Origin of the sequence: Lysinibacillus sp. A4 (assembly GCF_024919535.1) — a bacterium.
Classification (GTDB): Bacteria; Bacillota; Bacilli; order Bacillales_A; family Planococcaceae; genus Lysinibacillus; species Lysinibacillus capsici.
In genome coordinates this window covers 54,011-74,795 of sequence record NZ_JANWTB010000009.1, presented here as the reverse complement: position 1 = coordinate 74,795, position 20,785 = coordinate 54,011, and the positions used below count along the sequence as shown (strand labels likewise).

The following is a 20,785-nucleotide window of genomic DNA, read 5'->3' as shown; positions in this document are numbered from 1 at the left end:
TTTAGTTTCTTTTTTCTTTTTGTATTGGTGCATTTCATGGTTTAATAGTAAATAAACATGACTAGAAATGAGGTATCTAATATGAAAGCAAAACCATTTTTACTTGGACTAACTACAGGAATTATCGGGGGGACAATCGCTGTGCTTTTCTCCACGCCACAATCTGGGCAACAGCTACGTGCTTCTGTTAAACAAAATGTTGACCAAACAAAGGGTATGCTCCTTGATGTAAAACAACAAGTAGGAACTGTTAAACAATCTGTTAATACATTGACAATTGAAGTAAAAAATAATATCCCACAAATAATAAATGATTTAAAGCAAACAATTACGACTTTTACTGAAGAAATCGAACCAACGAAAAATAATTTACAACAAGAATTAGATGCTTTACAGAATTCGATAAGCGAAATCGAGAAAAACATTGCACAAATTACAGAAAATAAGAAAAAACCTCAAGAAAAAGTTAGCGACTAAAGTCCTTATCGATAGTTAGATAATCTGTATTTTTATCAAAAACTATTGCTATAATATTATTTTTTAGCCACTTTTCAATTTTTTAATTTTTCTAACTTTAAACTTTTTTCCTTTACTGCTATAATATTTTTAAAAATGTGAAAGAAAGCAGTAGGTGATGGCTTTGTCAGAGGAATTATATACACAAAAAGAAGCGATGCTTTATAGTCAAAGAATCGCACAGTTATCAAAAGCGCTGTGGAAAGCGGTTGAAAAGGATTGGCAACAATGGATTAAACCTTATGATTTAAATATTAATGAACACCATATTTTATGGATTTCATACCATTTAAAAGGCGCTTCCATTTCTGATGTTGCGAAATTTGGCGTGATGCATGTTTCTACAGCATTTAATTTCTCCAAAAAATTAGAAGAGCGTGGCTTTCTCAAGTTTTCCAAGCGTGATGACGATAAACGTAATACGTATGTTGAACTTACAGAAGCTGGCACAGAGCTCATTATAGAGATGAATAAAAACTACCATAATACGTATCATTCCGTACTGGAAGGATCATTAGCATTAAAAGATTTATATGGCCGTTTCCCTGATTTTTTAGATGTAATGGCTGTTATTCGTAATATCTATGGTGAAGATTTCATCGATATTTTCGAACGCTCCTTCCAACATTTCCGTGATTCCTTTGACACACTAGAAGAACGCACACCTGTAAAAGGATAAGACGAAGCTTCAAACTGCACATAATTTTTCCTGCAATTATTTATAAGTTGAACAAAAATGAGTTATACTACTGTTCATTCAGGAATGAGTCATGTGAAAGGAGGTATTTCAGAAATATTTCTGAAGTACCTCCTTTTTCTTGCATTCTAACATAATTCAATTTACATTAAATAGGACACTTCCTATTCGGAGTTGATAAAAAACCATGCATTGCTGGAAAATTTTAAATTTAGAACATCATTACGGTACTACGCGTATTATTATAATGGGTGTCATTACTTTTTTATTGGTCTTTTCTGTTTCGTATGTAACGTTTAATTTATTTAATGAAGAGCATTATACAGATCGACTATTCTGGCTCTTTGTGATAGCTGTGCTAACACTTTATCCCATTCACAAATTTTTGCACTTTGTGGCCCTATTTGATTTACGCCAACATTTAAAATTACGTGTACGTAGTCAGTTTTATATAATTCCTGTTTTACACATGCGAATTCGAGAGCCATTATCTAAAAATCGATACATCTTAGCATTACTTACGCCTTTTATCGTTCTAAATACTAGTATTATAGTTGGAACATGGCTTTTACCAGCCTATACCCATTATGGGACATTGCTGTTAGCCTATCACTGTAGTCTGTGCCTGATTGATATCCTTTACGTAAAGTATCTCTTGAATTCACCTAAAAATTCACAAATAGAGGAAACACCTAAAGGCTATGAAATTTTAGTTCCACCGACCGTTCACTAAATGGCTTGTACTTGTTTTTTATTGACGTTCTTTGTTATGCTATTACTATTGAAAGAGGGGAGGAATAGACTTGCTATTAATGATTGTAGTTCTATTCTCGGTATTCTATTTATTTCAAATTAACCGCATGACATATGCTCTATGCATGCGACGTGAAATTCCCGAAGAAAACCAACCAAAAATATTCCGAACTATAAATATACTTATTACTATCCTACTTGTCTCATTCTACATTGAAATTTTATATGCAGTTTAACAGAAAAATCCATTACGCCTCGGCGTAATGGAATCTAATTTTTTGGGGCTTTTTTTGAAAAGGCCCTTTTTTAAAAAAGTGCACCATCCGCGCCCGTCCGCACGCTCGAAGATAAGTCGAGCCCCCCATGCAACAACTTTTACTAATCAAATAAATTGTTTAGAACCTAAGGCATGCGGCGCGAATGTCTAACATTGTTAAGAAAAGCTAAGAGTTGATGCTCTTAGCTTTTCGCTGTTTTATTAATTAGTATAGGAACGCTGCACCAACGATAATTAATAAAATAAATAACACAACTAATAAAGCAAAGCCTGAGCCGTAGCCACCGCCACCGTATCCTCCGTTGCCCATAACTTCACCCCCTTTCTTTCTATATCCTATGCGCTTCAAAATTTGAAATATAGGCAATACTCAAGGGGGAACCATTTTGTTTTTAAAACGTTTATGTTATAGTAAAAAATGGACGAAACCATGTTAGGAGAGAATATCCACTATGAAAAAGACAGTTTTATCTTTAACTTTAGCTGCGTCTGTATTAGCGCTTGGTGCTTGTAGCGGCGGAGATAGCAAAGCAATCGTTACTTCTAAAGTGGGCGATATTTCAGTAGCTGATTTTAATGAAAAGGCAAAAGCTTTAACAGGCTCATATGTAATGCAGCAAATGGTGACTGAAAAAGTTTTAGCTGACAAATATGAAGTAACAGATAAAGAAATCAAAGAAGCGTATGACACAACTGCATCACAATTTGGTGATGGCTTTACACAAGCGCTTGCTGAAAGTGGCTTAACAGAACAGGGCTTTAAAGATTCTTTACGTGTTCAACTTCTTCAAGAGAAAGCTTTGAAAGATCAAGCCATTAAAGAAGAAGATGTGAAAAAATACTACGAGCAAATGAAAACAGAATTAAATGGTCGTCATATTTTAGTAGCAGATGAAAAAACAGCAAAAGAAGTAATTGAAAAAATTAAGGGTGGCGCTAAGTTTGAGGACGTTGCAAAAGAGTACTCAACAGATACTGGCTCTGCTCAAAAAGGTGGAGAGCTTGGATGGTTCTCTGTAGGTTCAATGGTAGACGAATTTAACGATGCTGCTTATGCTCTTGAAGTAAATACATTAAGTGAGCCAGTAAAATCTAGCTTTGGTTACCATGTAATTGAAATTACGGACAAGCGTGATGTAAAAGGTGTTGGTTCATTTAAAGACGAAGAAGAAAACATTCGTTCAACTATGTTAAGTAAACTGAACCAAACTGGTGAAGCTCAAACGATTCTTAAAGATATCGTTGCTAAAATGGCTAAAGATGCCGATGTGAAAACATCTGATAAAGATTTAAAAGAACCGCTTAAATTCTTTACAACAACAAGTGAAGAACAAGCAAAAGCAGCTGAAGAAGCAGCTAAAAAAGCTGAAGAAAATGCGCCAAAAGAGGATTCTGAAGATAAAGCAGAAGATACTGACAAGGAATCTAAATAATTAGAGTCTAGTGTAACAAAAAGAGAAGCACCTGATACATCAGATGCTTCTCTTTTTTACTCTATTTTACTTTAAATTGGCTAATTTCAGTTTGCAGGTCATTTGACATTGTTTGAAGAACATTTGCAGCACTTGCTATTTCCTCATTAGAAGCACTTTGTTGCTCAATAGATAAAGCAATATGCTGTATGCCCGAAGATGTGCCATTCGCTATGCCAACGACTTCTTTTACAGCCTCATTTGTTTGACTTGCTTTCTCATTGACACGCAAGACAATATCCTTTACTTCCATTGTACGATGACTTATCTGTTGCAAATATACGACTATATTTTTAAAGGTATCGCCTGTCTGTTCAACTGATTCACGACCTTCCTCCACAAATTGCGTCCCACTATTAATAGCATAAACAGCACTGGAGGTTTGGTTTAAGATATCATCCACCAATGATCGAATATTATGTGCAGCCTTCCCAGATTCCTCTGCTAGCTTTCTTACTTCATCTGCTACTACTGCAAAGCCTTTTCCAGCCTCTCCTGCACGAGCTGCTTCAATAGATGCATTTAATGCAAGCAAGTTTGTTTGATCTGTAATACTTGTAATCAACGCTACAATCGTACTGATTTCCTTTGATTTTTCACCTAAAGCATTCACAACTGCGGTTGACTGATGAACAGATTCATTTATGGTATTCATTTTTTCAATCGTTTGTTCAATTAACTGTAATCCTAAATCAGCCTTTTGGTTTGTTTCATTTGCTATTGAGGCCATTTCCTGTACAGCAGAGGATGCATGATCCATATCTTTAGTAATTAAATGTTGTGATTCAGATAATAAATCCATTTGCCTTAGTTGTCCTTCTGCACTGGAGGCAATCTCCCCAATGGCACTAGAAATAGTTTCAACTGTTTGACTACTTTGCTCGGTAATCGTTGTAAATTCCTTTGTAAAGGTTGATACATCTGTCGATGCTTTATTCGCCTTTTCAATGACCGTCCCAATTTGTTCTAGCATATGATTAAATTCAGTTGATAATTGACCAATTTCATCTTTTAATCGATCGTCAATGCGAACAGTTAAATCGCCATCTGCAGCTTGGGTCATAGCATTTAACACACGCTTTACACGCCTTAAGACAATATACCTTGTACATAACGAAATAATTACCGTGCCAATAAATAACGAAATAAATGTATTAATGGCAACCCCAGCACTTCCATTCAAATGCACTACCTTCTCGAATTGACGACTAACAAATTCTGAAATATGGGAGCTAATAAATAAACTTATGCCGATAGCTAGTATCATTTTGAAAATTAAACTTTTCCAAAACTTAATTTTTCGTGAAAAAAGTCCCTCTGTATCCATTACTTTTCCCCATTCCTATAATTTCTCTCTCTATTCTAAATTAAATATTCCCATTGGTACAATAGTTAGGCACTACAATTGAATTTATGAATATTTAGACTCAGAGAAATTAATAACGAATAGCTAGACAGTAACGTCAGTTTAAGGGCTGATTGATACTGCTGTTTAAATAGTAGGCTTATAGAATGAACGATTATCAAGAGGGAAGAGTCTCTCTGTAAATTCCCCTGGTGTCGTTTTACCTAACGCCCTTGTTAACATATTCATCTTTGCATCAATGTTATCGATATAATGCAAAATTTCCGCTTCCTGAATCATAGGTTTTTTTGGGCTACCCCACTCTTCTTTCCCATGGTGAGACAATACCATATGTTGTAACAGCATGACTTCCTCACCTTCAATTTCAAGCTCACTAGCAATCTTAGCAATTTCATTTACCATAATCGTAATATGACCTAATAAATTGCCCTCCACTGTATACATTGTGGCAACTGGGCCTGATAACTCTACAACCTTGCCTACATCATGTAAAATAATCCCAGCATATAATAAGTCACGATTTAATGTTGGATATAGATCAGCAATGGCTTTACCTAGTTTGAGCATGGAGACCATATGATCTAATAAACCTGACGCATAGTCATGATGATTTTTAGTCGCTGCTGGAAAAACTAAAATAGCCTCTTGATGTTTTTTAATTGCTGCTCTTGTAATTCGTGAGATATTAGGGTTTTTAATGTCAAAGAAAAATTGCGTTAATTCTTCATATAGTTGTTCTTTTGGTGTTGCAGAGGAAGGCACTAAATCATGAATAGCAATTCCTTCCTCTGGCTTAGCAACACGGATAGATTTAATACGCAATTGATTCTTTCCTCTATAGTCATGAATCTCTCCGCCAACACGTACAATGGCTTCCGCATGGTACATCTTTTCATGATCCTCATTCGTGTCCCATAGCTTTGCCTCTATATCCCCACTCTTATCTTGTAATATTAGCGACATAAATGGCTTTCCAACGGTTGTAACCCCTTTTGTCGCTTGTTTTATTAATAAAAATTGATCAACTACTTCTCCAACTTGGAGCGTCGTAATCCCTTTCATGTTGACGCCACTCCCCTTTCATTTGCTAATGCTCCTATATCGACAATCTGCTCTTTCTTCCAATAGTTGAGCATTGTGTCATGACAAGTAAAATACAAAATTTGACGTTCATATCCTACTTCTTTCATTAATTGTACCATTTTGTCTGTGCGGTTTCGATCAAAATGGACAAAAGGATCGTCCATAATCATTGGAAATGGAGCAGCACTCACTAGGGTTTTTGCTAGAGCCATTCGCAATGCAATATAAGCTTGCTCTTTGGTAGCCTGTGACAACTCCACCATTTGATAACGTATTCCTGCAGCATCCTGTGCTACAAAGTAACCATCCTCATGAATCGAAAGTTTGTCATAGTTTCCTCCTGTTAGTAAACGGAATACAGCATTTACCTCTTCAAGGACATGAGGTAATTTTTCTTCACGAAGACGGAATAGGGTTTCATGAATAGCTGTCGCCACCGCTTTTCTAGTTGCCCACTGCTCAATTAACTGCTGCAATTCTGTTTTCTCCTGCTCAAACTGTTGAAGTAATTGACCATACTTTTCATCATTTAATAGCTGTTCTTTTTCCATAAGCAAAGCAGCACGTTGTTCCAGACATTGATCAATTTCTAGTTGCAATGATTGCTGCTCTTGTTCCAAAGCAAATATGCGTTCGCTAACAGAGTTCTCAATCAGATTTTCCTTCTGTTGAAGATCTAGTGAAGATAATTGAGCCTGGACGGTTTGCAATTCTGTCTCAATTTTTCTTCTCTGTTCAAATTGCTCATGCATTTCATAATAAGCCTGTTCATTTTGGATCTTTGCTTCTTTGAATAGCTCGTACATTTCAGCAGTATAACGATCCATTCTTGATTGTCCACCTTCTATTTTTATTTGGACGCTGGCTAGCTGATCTTTTGCATGCTGTGCTTGCTGCTGTTGCTGTTGTGCTTCAAGGTAGGCTGTTCGTAAATGCATATAAATTTCATGTTCATCATAGGCTCCATCTAAAACCCGCTGAAGCTGCTCATAAATGCTGTTCTTTTCTACCTGCGTTTCTTGCAACAGACTTGAGGTACTGTTTCTTTTAGCTGCTAATTCTTGTACACCACGAATACGCATAAATAATTCGGGCATTAGCGATCTGGCTATCGTTCCTTGTAAGCGATAACGCTTTAAAAAATGCTGGAGTGTTTGAGTGGCTTCTTCACTCTCCACCTCCGTTAGTTGAATTTTATATTCAAGAGAAGTATATTGCTGCTCCTTCTCTTTCTGCTGTTCCTTGATGTGTAACAAGCGATCTTCATATCTTTGCTTCTTTATAAGAACTGCTTGTACTGTCAATTCCTCTTGCTCTAACTCCCGTAGGAGGATGCTGTGCTCTTTATTAGTAGGTTCATCTGCTTGCTTAACATATCGAATAAACAAAAAGGTTAGCAATGATAAAACTGCTCCAATTAGGATTACAATTATGTTTTTTTCAAATACACCATAAGCAAATGACATGAAGCCAATCAGTAGTACAAGCCAGATAAAGTCATGAGGCTTCTTCTGCTTACTTCGTTGCGATTTGGCAGCACGTAATTGCTCAAGCCTTCGCTTTTGTTGAGGCCATTGTGCTAAAATATGTTCTTCCTCACTTGTTAATGACTCATCCATTAGCTGTTGTTTCTGTTTGGCTATTGCATCTAATTCTAGGTGTACTTGCTCTAGTGAACGTAGATGAAATTTTAGCTCTTCCTCCGCCTCCTCTAATTTACTTAATTGAAGCTGAAATTGTTGCTCCTGTTGGAGTGAAACTGTTTCGTTCAAAAGATTTTCTTGTGCTTCTTTCTCTGTTACACCTAGTAAACGAAACTGTGCTTCAATTTCTTGTTCGAGCAAAAATAGATCATCCTGAAGATTTTGCTCTTTCACTATTAGCTGATGCCATGTTGCTTCCTTTTGCATAAGGTAAGCCATTTCATTAACCTTTTGCTCATCCACTGTAGCAAGTATTTTCTCCTGCAATGTTTGATGCTGCTCCTTTAATTGCATCAGTTGTTGGCTTTCATGTAACAGACGATCCTTTACTTGCTCATATCGTCTGATACCCTCTGAAGGAAACTGAACATGTTGAAAATTGGTCATTGTCTGTTGCAACGTCTGTTGCTGCTTGAGAAGAGGGAGTGCTTGCTTTTGAACAGTTAATTGCTGCCATTGTTGCTGTTGCCGTTTTTGCGTACCAAATAGCTGTTCCAACTTTTGCTCAAGTAATTGTAATTGCTGTAATTTATCCTCAAAGGTTTGAATCTTCCCCTGTTCCTGTTTAATCGTCCGCTCAAGTTGCTTTAATTGTTCAATTTTTTGATTAATCAATGGCACTTTACCTGTCTTTTTAAACAGCTCACTAGCCTCTTTATCCATTTTCTTTTCAAGGGTGGATAGATACTGAATACCTGTTGTACCAGAGGCAAGTAGCAAATGGGTTAGCTCCTCTTCAGACATTTTTTCAATACCTTGTAGTTCATGCAATGAAAAAGAAAAAATGGCTTCAAAGGATGCCCTAGAATAACCATATAAAAGCTTTACTAACAACGCCTCATGCCCCGTTGTTCCATCCTCTAGGTAGACAGTAACATCACCAGCAGCCTTTCCTTTCACACGTTCAACTGTACATTGCCCATAAACTGGGTGCAAAAGTGTCAGCTGACCTCCATATTTCGTTGAAATTTTCGGCTCATATTTGCGCTGTATCTGCTGCCTTGTTGGGAAACCAAAAAGCATTTGTAGTATAAACTGCTGAATCGTCGTTTTTCCTGCTTCATTTAATCCATAAAAAATAGTGACACCATCATTTAACGAAATGGAGATATTTTCATGCTTACCAAAGCCATATATTTGGATTTTCTGTATTGTCAGCATGTAATCACGCCCTTTGAATTTCTTCAGCTAATAATGTCTGTGCACGATTGGTTAAGTTCTCAATTTCCTTTTCACTAAGTGGCTCTATTAACCTCGCACCACCAGCATACTGGTACAAATCCTTTAGAATATCCTTCCATTCATTGCTGTCCCATTGCTCCATCAAGCTCACAACGGATTGAGTTGTTGCTGTATGCTCAAAAAATCTCGATGTCTTTTGCAACACCATTTTTTGTACCCAACACATTGGCTCAATACCTTCCTCTGCCTCTCGAATAGTCTCTAACCAAGCATCTACTGTTGCATGCTCAAATAAAGCTTCCGTTTGTTCGTCAATATGTTGCAAATGAAGCTCTACTACCGATGCGCCATATTTCTTCCTATTGGCTGTAATAGCTTCTGCACATCTCTTCAATAATTCATTGGCGTGTACCACATTCGTACAATCCACCTCAATGGTGCTATAAACAACTGTAGAAGTAGAGATAAAATCAAGCTCAGTCGATGTTTTGGATAACGTCACATCATAAAAGCCTTTCATTCCTTGTTCTTTACGATGTCGACTTTGAATATTGCCTGGATAAACAATTGGAGGGTTTTGATGTAAAAGCTGTCTTTTATGAATATGGCCAAGCGCCCAATAATGATAGTTCTTTTCAAGTAACTGTTGCTTTGTAAAAGGAGCATACACATCATGTGTCGTATTGCCTGCCTCACTGCCATGAAGCATACCAATATGTATAGCATGCTGATCATGTGCAATTGGATAGCTTTCAATAACGGATTCCTTTAAATGACGTTCAGGATAACTAAAACCATAAATATTCACTTGTTGACCCCGTATTTTTAATTGAACTACACTCGTTTCAGCGGGTAATTCATAGACATTACTTGGTAAAGAAAAGCGTGTCCATGTGCCATTTAAATGATCATGATTTCCGTAGCTTACAATGACAGGAATATTGTGTTGAAAAAGCTTCTCCATTGCATCTTGAAATCTTCGTTGTGCTTGCAAGCTACGATTTTCACCATCATAAATATCCCCAACAATTAGTAAAAAATCAGGTTTTTCCTGAATCGCTTTAAGGATAATTTTATCAAACGCTTCAAAAGTGCTTGACCGTATTTTCTTTAAAATGGGTTCGGGGAGACCAAATAAGCCCTTAAATGGACTATCTAAATGTAAATCTGCCATATGGAAAAAACGAATTGCTGACATCCAATCACCTCAAATAGTAGATAATTCTCTCTTTAGTGCAAAACCAAAGTAATAATATGCTGATTAATCAAAACCGAATATTTGTTCTATTTTATCATAATTCATGTATGATGAAAAATGCTATTACGCAAAAAAACAACATTGCCTTACTTTTTCCACAATTTTCGTAATTTATCAATAAATTCACTAGTTTTACCGTGAAGTTTATAAATCTTCTATGTATAATAGAAATATATTCAAGTAAAAGGGTGGGGTCTGTATGGAGAATTATCGTTTTACAGCTTTTGAAAAAACAGGGGAAACATTGTTTGATGAAACTTGGACTTTTGAAAATGATGAGGCTGCTAAACTAAATGGACAACAACAAATTGAGGAAAAAGGTGTTGCCGATAAAACTCATCGTCTTGTAAACGCTTCTGGTAAATTAATTTTATTCCATGTTTAGTGGCTAATAAAAGGCACGTAGTCAATGGTTTGCTACGCGCCTTTTATTATTTTTATTTGCCTACAAAGACAGGCGTTCTTTTCTCTACAAATGCATGAATGCCCTCGACATGATCTGTTGTTTTACGCATTGCAGACTGGCCCTCAGCCTCTAATGCTAAGATATTTTCTAGTTGTGGTATATTTTGTGCATGTAGAATTTTTTTCGTTGTAATCATGGAAGAAATCGGGGATGCAAGCATTTTCCCCACCACCTGATCTGCCATTGCAAATACAGTGCCCTCTGGTGCAATATAATCAATTAACCCTGCATCTAATGCTTCTTTTGCTGTTAATACCTTTCCCTCCCATATCATTTGTTTCGCTTTAACAGTACCTACACGCTCCTTCATGAAGAAATGACCGCCCCCATCTGGAATCAGTCCAATTCCAATGAAATTCATAGCAAGTTTACTATTTTCACAGGCTACAATAATATCTGCCCCTAGTGTTAGACTAAATCCTAAACCTGCTGATGCACCATGAACCGCTGCAATCACAATCATTGGTAGCTGATAATATGCCTTCACGATACGTGTCAGATAAACCATTGCCTCATCAATATTCAGTGGTTTGCTTTCATCTAGCATTGCTTTTATATCACCACCCGCAGAAAAGACCTTTCCTTCCCCACGAATAACAAGCACCTGAATATCTTTTTCCTGTTGTAGTGCCTCGAAGCATTCTGCAAGTTCACGCATCATGACATCATCCATTGCATTCATCGCCTGTGGACGATTCAACGTTAACGTTGCACGACGCTCTAATTTTTCTAAAGTAATCGTTGAAAATTCCATTTCTATAACCCCCAAATATGAATAGTCATTCACTATGTATAATTCGTGTTTTTTTAGAAAACTCCTTCTCTCTGAGCAAAATTGCTCCTGTTATGCTATATTAAAGGACGAATATCGAGATAAGGTGGTAATGTATTTTGACAAAAAAAGACTATCGTGTATTACTTTATTATAAATATATTACGATTGAAGATCCTGAAGCGTTCGCAGAAGAACATTTAGCATTGTGTAAAGAGATAGGGCTTCTTGGTCGTATTTTAGTAGGTTACGAAGGTATTAACGGAACTGTATCAGGTACTATTGAGCAAACAGATGCTTACATGAACCATATGAAGGCAGATGCTCGTTTTAGCGATATGATGTGGAAAATTGATGAGGCTGAAGGGCATACCTTTAGAAAAATGCATGTACGTCCTCGTCGAGAAATTGTTCACCTCGGTTTAGAACAAGATATCAATCCGTTAGAAATCACAGGTGATTATTTAACACCTAAAGAATTTATGGAACAGATGCAAGATGACAACACAGTAATCATCGATGCCCGTAATGACTATGAATATGATCTCGGTCATTTCCGAGGTGCTGTTCGACCAGATATCGAAAACTTCCGCGACCTACCTGCTTGGATGGAGGCACATAAAGGAGATTTTGCAGATAAAAAAATCTTAACTTATTGTACAGGTGGTATTCGCTGTGAAAAATTCTCTGGTTGGCTAAAACGCGAGGGCTTTGGTAAGAGCGTAGGTCAATTACACGGCGGTATTGCTACATATGCGAAAGATCCTGAAGTGAAAGGTCAATTATGGGATGGTCAAATGTTTGTTTTTGACCGTCGTCGAAGTGTACCGATTAATCAGGTGGAACATGTCATTGTTGGGAAGGATTATTTCACTGGTGAGCCTTCTGAACGATATACAAATTGTGCAAATCCAGCGTGTCATAAATTAATGCTTTGTGAAGAAAAACATGAGGCTTTTTACATGCGAAGCTGTTCAGATGATTGTCGCCGTGCCGAACGCAACTTTTTCGTGGAGGAAAACAATTGGACAAAGGAACAGGTTGAAGAACAAATTGCTAAGATTGCAGAGGTCCAACAATCAAATTGCTAATCTATTCCATAATTTAATCAAGGTGAGCATCGCTGTTGGATTTCTGCTCAAAACTTCAGCATAGTGATCCACTTCAGCATTATCAATCCATTTAAAAAGAGCATCGTTCATCAAGACGATGCTCTTCATTATGCACCTTATCCTTGTCCTAAATAGCGTCCTACCTGACGTCCACTAAATAAACAACCACCAACAAATGTCCCTTCTAAAGCGCGGTAACCATGGACGCCACCGCCACCGAAACCACTTACTTCACCCGCTGCATATAACCCAGGAATTGGCTGACCGTCCATGCCCAAAACAGCGCCATTTAAATTTGTTTGTAAGCCACCTAAAGTTTTCCTTGTTAGAATGTTTAAGCGAACAGCAATTAAAGGCCAATTTTTGGTATCTAAAATTTTATGTGGCTTGGCAACACGCACCCATTTATCCCCAATATAATTTCTTGCTCCATGAATAGCGTTTACTTGCAAATCCTTGGTAAACTTATTGTCCATTTCCCGATCTCTTGCCAAGATTTGCTCTTTAATCTTCATGAAATCAAGTAGCTCATTCCCAGCAAGTTTATTCATTCCATCTACAAGTTCCTTTAGATCATGTGCAATCACAAAATCCTCTCCGTGATTTTTAAAAGCTTGGATAGGAGCAGGTGGGCCTGGTAAAATGCGTTTTAGAACATCGCCAATGCTTTTGTTTGTTAAATCTGGGTTTTGCTCCGAGCCAGATAAAGCAAATTCTTTCTCAATAATTTTCTCCGTTAAAATAAACCAGGAATAGTCATAACCTGTTTTTTGAATCGCCTCTAACGTACTAAGTGTATCAAACCCTGGAAAGTTGGGTGCATGAAAACGATTCCCCTCTGCGTCAAACCACAGGGAGGAGGGACCAGGCAATATCCGAATTCCATGGTTGGGCCATATTGGATCCCAATTTCTTAAACCCTCTGTGTAATGCCACATGCGATCACGGTTTACAATGCGACCCCCAGCATGTTCCGTGATCTCTAGCATTCTTCCGTCAACGTAAGCTGGTACACCACATACCATATTTTTTGGAGGGATTCCTAATCGAGCAGGCCAATTTTTTCTCACTAAATCAAAATTTGCCCCAATACCACCACTTGCCACAATCACAGCTTTCGCTTCGTAGGAAAATTCACCGATTCCTAATCTCGAACTTTTTTCACCTCGATTAATAAAGGTTTCAGCTAGCACCGTTCCGCTAACTCCTATAATCTTCCCTTCTTGCTGCACAAATTCATCCACACGATGCCTTGGCTTGAAGTCAATGAATCCTTCTCTCATAGCCTGTTTTACTTTATCTACAAATGGTTTTACAATGCCAGGGCCTGTTCCCCAGACAATATGAAATCTAGGTACTGAATTGCCATGCCCTCCTGCCAACGAACCTCCCCGCTCTGCCCATCCAACAACAGGGAAAAACTTTATACCTTTTGACTTTAACCAGTCGTATTTTTCACCTGCAGCAAAATCGACATATGCTCTTGCCCATTTATATGCCCAAGAATCCTCATCTTCTAAACGATCAAAGCCTGCAGTTCCTTGCCAATCCTGCCAAGCAAGCTCCTTACTATCTTTAATTCCAAGCCTTCGTTGCTCTGGAGAATTTACTAAAAATATTCCTCCAAAAGACCAATAAGCCTGTCCTCCGATTGAATTTTCAGGCTCTTGATCTACTAAAAGCACTTTTTTCTTTGCATCTATTAATTCACAAGCTGCGACTAATCCTGCAAGACCAGCACCGACTATTGCAACATCGTACTTCATTCTTACACCCCCAAATCAATCATCCTTAACTAACATTCTTCTCTCACAGTCTGTTTACCTTCTACTTTTTATATTTTTGTCTAAAATGTGACAAACAAAAACGTTCGCTTTCTTAGAACAAATCCGTGGATAATTAGCATAAACCCTCTATTTTATTCCATTTAATTCCCATATAATTTTTCATGCTAAAACTACACAGAAACCTGATACTATCGGACTTTTCAAATATCGTTAGCGCTTTCATTGTACTCCCCAAAAAGACGAACTATATAACAAAAATATATACAAAATATTCGTTTTTAGTTATTTTTCAGAGTTTTGAAGTCAACATTTTTAAAGTTTTTAAGAAATATCGTTGACAAAGGTGAACAATAGGGATTATGATGTTAACAAATTTAATCACAAAAAATATAACGACGGAGACACACTAGTCGCAAGAAAATCCAAAGAGAGCTGATGGTTGGTGCAAATCAGTGATTTCTACGATAATAGTTCCACTCCTGAATAGATAGGCTGAACAACTTAAAAGTAAGCTTATCCGTCTCATGCACGTTACGCATATAGCTAAGACTGCCAGAATAAATTTTCCAGCAGTGATTAAGGGTGGTACCGCGAACCAAAGTTTATACAGCCTTTCGCCCCTTACAACACACTAACTGTGTTTGTAAGGCGTGGAAGGCTTTTTATATTGTCTTCGATTTAGAAAGGAGATTGTTTGTATGCTGTAAGATGTTCGAATTTTACAAATTTCAGACTATCGTAAATAAAGCCATAGCCAATAATGATAAAAAAGGAGCTAATTATAATGACTACTGCAACAAAAACAAGAACTATTAACGTATTTATCGCTGATCCACTAAGTGAGGATGGTATTTTCCCATTACGCCAGGAACAAGATTTAGATTTAAACATTATTGTAGACACAGGTTTAGCACCAGAAGAATTAATCGCTAAAATTGCTGATGTAGATGTATTACTTGTTCGTTCTCAAACAACGGTAACACGTGAAGTAATTGAAGCAGCTAAAAGCCTAAAATTAATTGGTCGTGCTGGTGTTGGTGTCGATAATATTGACCTTGCTGCTGCTACAGAACACGGCATTATCGTGGTAAACGCACCAGATGGTAATACTAACTCAGCTGCCGAACATACAATTGCGATGATGACTTCACTTGCCCGTCATATTCCACAAGCTTTTAATACATTAAAAAATGGCAAATGGGATCGCAAATCTTATGTTGGCGTGGAGCTAAAAAATAAAACTTTAGGTGTTGTAGGTTTTGGTCGAATTGGTGTTGAAGTAGCTTATCGTGCTAAGGGTCAACGTATGAGTGTTATGGCATATGATCCTTTCCTAACAGATGAACGTGCCAAAGAATTAGGTGTAACAAAAGCAACGGTTGAAGAAATTTGTGTAGCTGCTGATTTCATTACAGTTCATACACCACTTCTACCTGAAACTCGCAACCTAATTAATAAAGATAAATTTGCGATGATGAAAGATGGCGTACGTATTATAAACTGTGCACGTGGCGGTATCATCAATGAAGACGATTTATATGATGCAATCGTAGCAGGAAAAGTGGCTGGAGCTGCTCTTGACGTATTTGTTTCTGAACCAGCAACAGATCATAAGCTGCTGACTTTACCACAAGTTATCGCAACGCCTCACTTAGGAGCATCTACAATCGAGGCACAAGAATCTGTAGCGGTTGACGTGTCAAATGACATCATTAAATTTTACAAAACAGGGACTGTAACAAATCCAGTAAATATGCCATCTATACCTAAAGAGCTTCTTGCACAAGTTGAGCCTTTCTTTGAATTAGCTGAAAAACTTGGTTCATTCCTATCACAAGTGACAACAGAGCCAGTCAAAGAAATCAACCTATCTTATGCTGGAGAAGTAGCAAACTATGATGTTCGTCCATTAACTTCAAATGCGTTAAAAGGTTTACTGTCTAAAAATCATGGTAATCATGTCAATGATGTGAATGCTCGTTACTTATCTGAACGTATTGGTATGAAAATTAATGAGCACAAAACAACAACAGCAAAAGGCTTTACTAGCTTAATTACTATTGAAATTATTACTGCTAACGAAACACATACTGTAGCGGGTACACTATTAAACGGTTTAGGTGCACGTATTGTAAAAGTAGAGGACTATGTTGTTGACGTCATTCCACAAGGCCACCTTCTTTACATTAAAAATACTGACAAACCAGGTGCAATTGGCCGTGTAGCAACAAAGCTTGCAGAAAAAGAAATCAATATCGCAACAATGCAGGTTGGTCGTGCGCAGGTTGGTGGTACAGCGGTTATGATGTTAACGGTTGATAATGTTGTAACAGAAGAAGATTTAGTTTTTGTGGCACAGCTTGAAAACATTGATGAGGTAAAAGCCATTAACCTATAATTAATAATAACAAGAAGCAGGGAGTCTCTACTCTCTGCTTTTTATTTTGGGAAAATGATACTTTTCTATGAGTTCTTCGTCTTTAAAGAAAAGGAGGTGTTCAGCTTGAACATAGAAGAAATATTTTACTTACATAATCACACCATTTTTAAATACTTATATTACTTACTAAATGATGAAAAATTAGCGGAGGATTATACACAGGAAACCTTTGTCCGTTATTTGAACCATCACCAAACAATAAAAGAAGGAGCCGATCTCGCTTGGTTGCGGTGCACTGCACGTAACCTTGCCTATGATCATTATCGTCGGAAAAGGATTATTCAGTTTGTCCCTTTTTTACAACAGCATGAAGAACAAGCGTCACCTTCTCCTCATCAATGGCTGATGCAACGAGAAGATGCCAAGATACTGTATCTTGCAATTCGAAAACTAAAAATTACCTATCGTGATGTGATCATTCTGCGCAAAATAGAGGGGCTTTCCATCGAAGAAACCTGCGCTATTCTTGGCTGGAATGAGGGGAAAGTAAAAAACACATTAAAACGAGCACTCGTCGCATTAAAAAAACAGCTAGGAGGTGAAATGGATGAAGAATGATAAGAAGACATGGCAACACTTAGATGATTTAACATTATCTAATCAGCAGGAGAAAAAAATATTACGCAATATGACAGAGCCTTCAGTAATTAATAAACAACAATCAAAAAATAAATGGAAAATCCCATCTGTAACATTACTATTTATAGTAGTTCTTTCTTTATTAATTTTATCTTTTGTTCAACGTCCGATTGATTCTCCTACGACAATGGATTCCTCCAAAGCAATCCAACGAGTCTACTTAAAGGAGAATCTGAACAAGGAAACCTTTATAGCAAAGGACTCTTGCCTTTATGTTCCTCAGCAATGCTATGCTCATTCAAAGGCTATCACACAGCTACAACAGAATTGGGACAACGCTTCTCCTATAACAATATCCGCTAGTCAATGGAAAAGTGGTACTATCTATGATATTTTGATTCTCTATAATGACCGTACACAAGAGAAATGGAAGGTACTCAATAACAAGATTTTCTTCAATGTTGAAACCCAGCAAGCCTTTCTGATTGAAGAATCAATTGACTCTCTACGCTATTTTTATGATGAGAAGCGGTCGACGAAACTTATTTTAGGGAACATTTTCATCCTACTTATGCATTTCATCCTATGGATTGCTAAAAAAAGAATGCCTTATACAGAACGTCGCTTTTTCGCTGCGACAGTTGAGCATGCTATTGCCAATGCCATCATGCTCGTGTTGTTTGGAGGTATTTCATTTGGTATCTATCTTGTCCACCATACAATTCATGCAACAATTATTTATGGCCTTTTCTCACTCTACTCCTTTATGCAAATCTATTATCGTAAAAAGGCTGGTGAACCTAAGGGTTACTTAATTGCTAGCGCTCTTGTTCAGCTTTGTATAGCGATAGCTTTTACATGTTTATACCTTGGACTGAATGTCTATTTTTAATAAAAAAATGTACTGACTCCATGAAGGGTCAGTACATTTTTATACTATAGCTTATTTACAAGCTCCAACAACGCTGTCAAAGAATCCACCTCATAGGTAGGTGTCACAGCCCCGCTGGCGATATTGCTTTCACGATTAATCCATACATTACGCATTCCCACACGAGATGATCCTAAAATATCAGTATTAAGATTGTCGCCAACCATAATTGCCTCGTCGGCTATAATACCTGCTTTCTCCATCACAAACTCAAAAATAGATGCGTCCGGCTTACCTTTACCAAAGTCACCTGAAATAATAATATGATCAAAATATGGGGCAATTTCTGGTGTGATTTCTAGCTTTAAATTTTGCAAACTTGGTGCGCCATTTGTAAGCAATACAAGCTGATATTTTCCTTTTAATTCATCTAACACTGCAAAAGTATCTTCGTATAAAAATGGCACTACTTTACGCTCGGCTACAAAGCGCTCTCCTAGCTCCTCTCCAAACGCTGTATCTTCAATACCAAGAGCAGCTAACCCTTTTGTCCAAGCCGCTGCACGATAGCTAGGAACAATTTCCTTCATTTTTTGGAAGGAGTCCGTCGAGTCGTCAAACGTTCCCCAAAGTCCTTCAAATGGATTGATACCAATTAATACCGTATAATCATATGTTTCATAACCCTCATATAAAGCACGTGCCTCTCGGCGAACAGCTTCCTCTAGCTCAGTAGGGTTCACATTATGTACTGTTGCTGCATAGTCACATGTTTTTTCAAATGCAGTTTTGACTGATTTTTTATCCCATAGTAGTGTATCATCTAAATCAAAAATAATTGTATTTATCGACATTTTTGTCCGCTCCTAGCTCCCGATTAATACTACTATTTTAGCATATTTTCGAAATATTTAGGATAACAATTTAAGTACAATTCCTGTATCTAAAAACAAGCTGTACGTCAAATCTTACAGCTTGTCATGTATTAATTATTTTTATTTCGTAAACGATTCATTAAACTCTGAAGGTCTGCTCTTTTTTGCTGTGTTTCTTCTTTTAAAATTTCAATATGGTAAATACCATCTTTTTCTTCTATCTGAACACGATCACCTACTTGCACAGGCTTGTTCATGGCTGACTGTGAAATAATGAGTTGTTCCTCTTCTGCTGGAAACTTTAAGAAAACCGCATAGCCATCTTCAATACGGTCCAATGTGTATTTACTCAAGCTCACTTACAAGTTCCCCTTTCTCATTCCGTAATTGCGCAGCATCTCCAGCGTTTAACCAAATTTGTTTAGTTGTCCATTTCAAATAATTTTGCCCTTCCCGTGCATTGGTTCCACTAGTAATATAAATCGTTTTCCCTGGCTGTAAAGAAAGATTAGGGAAGTTATAAACTTGATGCCCTTCAATTGAAATAAGCTGCCAATCTTTTAAAGATACTGCGTGTTGTCCACTATTTTTAATTCCTACAATTTCAGTAACAAGATCCTTGCTAACGATTTCAATAGCTGTTGTCGGTTCTTCTTTAGATAGTATATTACCAGTTTCTACACTAGAAGTTTCCTTACCGTTCACCGTATAGTTTACCCCATCTGTGGACACCGTAATCGTTCCTAAATCCGCGGTGGCATATATTTTACTACCAATAGCCTGCAAACGGTCCACAATTTCTGCATGTGGATGTCCATACTTATTATCCTCTCCATAACTTAATATCGTGACCTCTGGTTTTACAGCCTGAATGAACTCCTCTGAGCTACTTGTGTTAGAGCCATGATGTCCAGCTTTTAAAACTGTTGCTTTCACATCATACTGCAACATTTCCTTTTCTAATGCCACTCCCGCATCTCCTGTCAATAAAAAAGAGACATTCCCATAAGTCATTTTTAAGACAATGGAGGCATCGTTATTGTCTGTAGCCTGATCATTGGCATTTAAAACTTTCACATTTACATCCTTATCAAATTCGATATCATCGCCGATTTTTGGCACATGATAAGGAATATTTTTTTCATCGATACGTGTCAGCATCTCTTCAAAGGTTTGCGATGTATGTACTTTTCCCGAATCATAAAATTGCTCAATCGTCATGTTATCTAATACAGGAATAAGCCCTCCAATATGATCAGCATCTGGGTGTGTTGCTACTACAATATCAAGCTTATTTATCCCAAGTTCTTTTAAATAAGAGACAATCTGTTGCCCTGCGCCCTTCACTCCCCCATCTATAAGCATCGTTTTACCACTTGGTGATTCGATCAGTATAGAATCCCCTTGTCCTACATCAATAAAATGAACCTGCATTTCATGACCAGCTGTTACAGGAATTTTCTCTGTCTTGACTGCCTCGGTACAGCCGGCTAATAAAAAAAGACAAAGGAGTAATACCTTTATTATTTTTTTCATCTACTAACTTCCTTTCTATTTTCCTATTATACAAAAAGAG

21 protein-coding genes and 1 other annotated feature are annotated in these 20,785 nt (G+C 37.3%); of the genes, 10 read left to right on the top strand and 11 right to left on the bottom strand.

Going from position 1 to position 20,785, the window contains the following annotated elements; all coding sequences use genetic code 11:
* Nucleotides 1–81 precede the first annotated feature (81 nt).
* From NY607_RS17790 to NY607_RS24375, 4 genes are all read left to right on the top strand, one after another.
* The gene (locus tag NY607_RS17790; protein ID WP_131521104.1) at nt 82–477 is read left to right on the top strand and encodes a YtxH domain-containing protein; all 396 of its coding nucleotides are present in this window, start codon (nt 82–84) and stop codon (nt 475–477) included.
* 157 nt (nt 478–634) lie between these two features.
* On the top strand, nt 635–1,195 hold the full coding sequence (locus NY607_RS17785) for an HTH-type transcriptional regulator Hpr (RefSeq protein ID WP_004230760.1): 561 nt from the start codon (nt 635–637) through the stop codon (nt 1,193–1,195).
* A gap of 205 nt (nt 1,196–1,400) precedes the next feature.
* Nucleotides 1,401–1,946: a DUF3267 domain-containing protein gene (locus tag NY607_RS17780; protein WP_016992098.1), complete on the top strand. Its 546-nt coding sequence runs from the start codon at nt 1,401–1,403 to the stop codon at nt 1,944–1,946.
* Nucleotides 1,947–2,016: 70 nt separating this feature from the next.
* On the top strand, nt 2,017–2,202 hold the full coding sequence (locus NY607_RS24375; RefSeq protein WP_008173337.1) for a hypothetical protein: 186 nt from the start codon (nt 2,017–2,019) through the stop codon (nt 2,200–2,202).
* Nucleotides 2,203–2,448: 246 nt separating this feature from the next.
* Here the strand turns inward: NY607_RS24375 and NY607_RS17770 are convergent, their stop codons facing one another.
* Nucleotides 2,449–2,553: a YjcZ family sporulation protein gene (locus NY607_RS17770; RefSeq protein ID WP_004230765.1), complete on the bottom strand. Its 105-nt coding sequence runs from the start codon at nt 2,551–2,553 to the stop codon at nt 2,449–2,451.
* A gap of 142 nt (nt 2,554–2,695) precedes the next feature.
* Between NY607_RS17770 and NY607_RS17765 the strand changes: the two genes are divergently transcribed.
* Nucleotides 2,696–3,676, top strand: coding sequence for a peptidylprolyl isomerase (locus tag NY607_RS17765; protein WP_131521103.1), 981 nt, complete (start codon nt 2,696–2,698; stop codon nt 3,674–3,676).
* A gap of 61 nt (nt 3,677–3,737) precedes the next feature.
* On the opposite strand, the gene NY607_RS17760 is transcribed toward NY607_RS17765, so the two are convergent.
* The 4 genes from NY607_RS17760 to NY607_RS17745 form a co-directional block, all read right to left on the bottom strand.
* Nucleotides 3,738–5,042 (bottom strand): methyl-accepting chemotaxis protein, encoded by a 1,305-nt coding sequence (locus NY607_RS17760; RefSeq protein WP_259420076.1) that lies wholly within the window; start codon nt 5,040–5,042, stop codon nt 3,738–3,740.
* A 165-nt stretch (nt 5,043–5,207) separates the two neighbouring features.
* Entirely contained in the window at nt 5,208–6,143 is a 936-nt protein-coding gene (gene yhaM, locus NY607_RS17755; protein WP_048391758.1) for a 3'-5' exoribonuclease YhaM, read from the bottom strand.
* A complete protein-coding gene (locus NY607_RS17750; RefSeq protein WP_259420074.1) occupies nt 6,140–9,028 on the bottom strand; it encodes an ATP-binding protein in 2,889 nt (962 codons plus the stop codon). The genes yhaM and NY607_RS17750 overlap by 4 nt, the downstream gene beginning before the upstream one ends.
* A 4-nt stretch (nt 9,029–9,032) precedes the next feature.
* Nucleotides 9,033–10,247 carry a metallophosphoesterase family protein gene (locus tag NY607_RS17745; RefSeq protein WP_237898687.1) on the bottom strand — a complete coding sequence of 405 codons (1,215 nt, stop codon included), beginning with the start codon at nt 10,245–10,247 and terminating at the stop codon, nt 9,033–9,035.
* Nucleotides 10,248–10,506: 259 nt separating this feature from the next.
* Between NY607_RS17745 and NY607_RS17740 the strand changes: the two genes are divergently transcribed.
* Nucleotides 10,507–10,692 carry a YhzD family protein gene (locus tag NY607_RS17740; protein ID WP_036075853.1) on the top strand — a complete coding sequence of 62 codons (186 nt, stop codon included), beginning with the start codon at nt 10,507–10,509 and terminating at the stop codon, nt 10,690–10,692.
* A 52-nt stretch (nt 10,693–10,744) separates the two neighbouring features.
* Here NY607_RS17740 and NY607_RS17735 read toward each other — a convergent pair whose 3' ends face one another.
* Nucleotides 10,745–11,527 carry an enoyl-CoA hydratase gene (locus tag NY607_RS17735; protein WP_131521099.1) on the bottom strand — a complete coding sequence of 261 codons (783 nt, stop codon included), beginning with the start codon at nt 11,525–11,527 and terminating at the stop codon, nt 10,745–10,747.
* Nucleotides 11,528–11,664: 137 nt separating this feature from the next.
* Between NY607_RS17735 and trhO the strand changes: the two genes are divergently transcribed.
* Nucleotides 11,665–12,636 (top strand): oxygen-dependent tRNA uridine(34) hydroxylase TrhO, encoded by a 972-nt coding sequence (trhO, locus tag NY607_RS17730; protein ID WP_237898689.1) that lies wholly within the window; start codon nt 11,665–11,667, stop codon nt 12,634–12,636.
* Here the strand turns inward: trhO and NY607_RS17725 are convergent.
* Together NY607_RS17725 and NY607_RS17720 are read right to left on the bottom strand one after the other, a co-directional pair.
* Nucleotides 12,625–12,765, bottom strand: a complete 141-nt coding sequence (locus NY607_RS17725) for a hypothetical protein (RefSeq protein WP_193767373.1) — start codon at nt 12,763–12,765, stop codon at nt 12,625–12,627. The two genes, trhO and NY607_RS17725, sit on opposite strands and share 12 nt — an antisense overlap.
* 8 nt (nt 12,766–12,773) lie before the next feature.
* Nucleotides 12,774–14,423 carry an FAD-binding dehydrogenase gene (locus NY607_RS17720; protein ID WP_131521097.1) on the bottom strand — a complete coding sequence of 550 codons (1,650 nt, stop codon included), beginning with the start codon at nt 14,421–14,423 and terminating at the stop codon, nt 12,774–12,776.
* A 404-nt stretch (nt 14,424–14,827) separates the two neighbouring features.
* Nucleotides 14,828–15,069, top strand: a binding site (T-box leader).
* A 159-nt stretch (nt 15,070–15,228) separates the two neighbouring features.
* On the opposite strand from NY607_RS17720, the gene serA reads away from it, so the two are divergent.
* From serA to NY607_RS17705, 3 genes are all read left to right on the top strand, one after another.
* On the top strand, nt 15,229–16,842 hold the full coding sequence (gene serA, locus NY607_RS17715) for a phosphoglycerate dehydrogenase (RefSeq protein WP_131521096.1): 1,614 nt from the start codon (nt 15,229–15,231) through the stop codon (nt 16,840–16,842).
* Between the two features lie 105 nt (nt 16,843–16,947).
* On the top strand, nt 16,948–17,442 hold the full coding sequence (locus tag NY607_RS17710) for an RNA polymerase sigma factor (protein ID WP_259420073.1): 495 nt from the start codon (nt 16,948–16,950) through the stop codon (nt 17,440–17,442).
* The gene (locus NY607_RS17705; protein ID WP_259420072.1) at nt 17,432–18,355 is read left to right on the top strand and encodes a hypothetical protein; all 924 of its coding nucleotides are present in this window, start codon (nt 17,432–17,434) and stop codon (nt 18,353–18,355) included. The genes NY607_RS17710 and NY607_RS17705 overlap by 11 nt, the downstream gene beginning before the upstream one ends.
* 44 nt (nt 18,356–18,399) lie before the next feature.
* On the opposite strand, the gene NY607_RS17700 is transcribed toward NY607_RS17705, so the two are convergent.
* The 3 genes from NY607_RS17700 to NY607_RS17690 form a co-directional block, all read right to left on the bottom strand.
* Nucleotides 18,400–19,188 (bottom strand): HAD family hydrolase, encoded by a 789-nt coding sequence (locus NY607_RS17700; RefSeq protein WP_259420071.1) that lies wholly within the window; start codon nt 19,186–19,188, stop codon nt 18,400–18,402.
* A gap of 131 nt (nt 19,189–19,319) precedes the next feature.
* Nucleotides 19,320–19,568 carry a DUF3006 domain-containing protein gene (locus NY607_RS17695; protein ID WP_048391776.1) on the bottom strand — a complete coding sequence of 83 codons (249 nt, stop codon included), beginning with the start codon at nt 19,566–19,568 and terminating at the stop codon, nt 19,320–19,322.
* Nucleotides 19,555–20,745, bottom strand: coding sequence for an MBL fold metallo-hydrolase (locus tag NY607_RS17690; RefSeq protein WP_237898690.1), 1,191 nt, complete (start codon nt 20,743–20,745; stop codon nt 19,555–19,557). The genes NY607_RS17695 and NY607_RS17690 overlap by 14 nt, the downstream gene beginning before the upstream one ends.
* Nucleotides 20,746–20,785 lie beyond the last annotated feature (40 nt).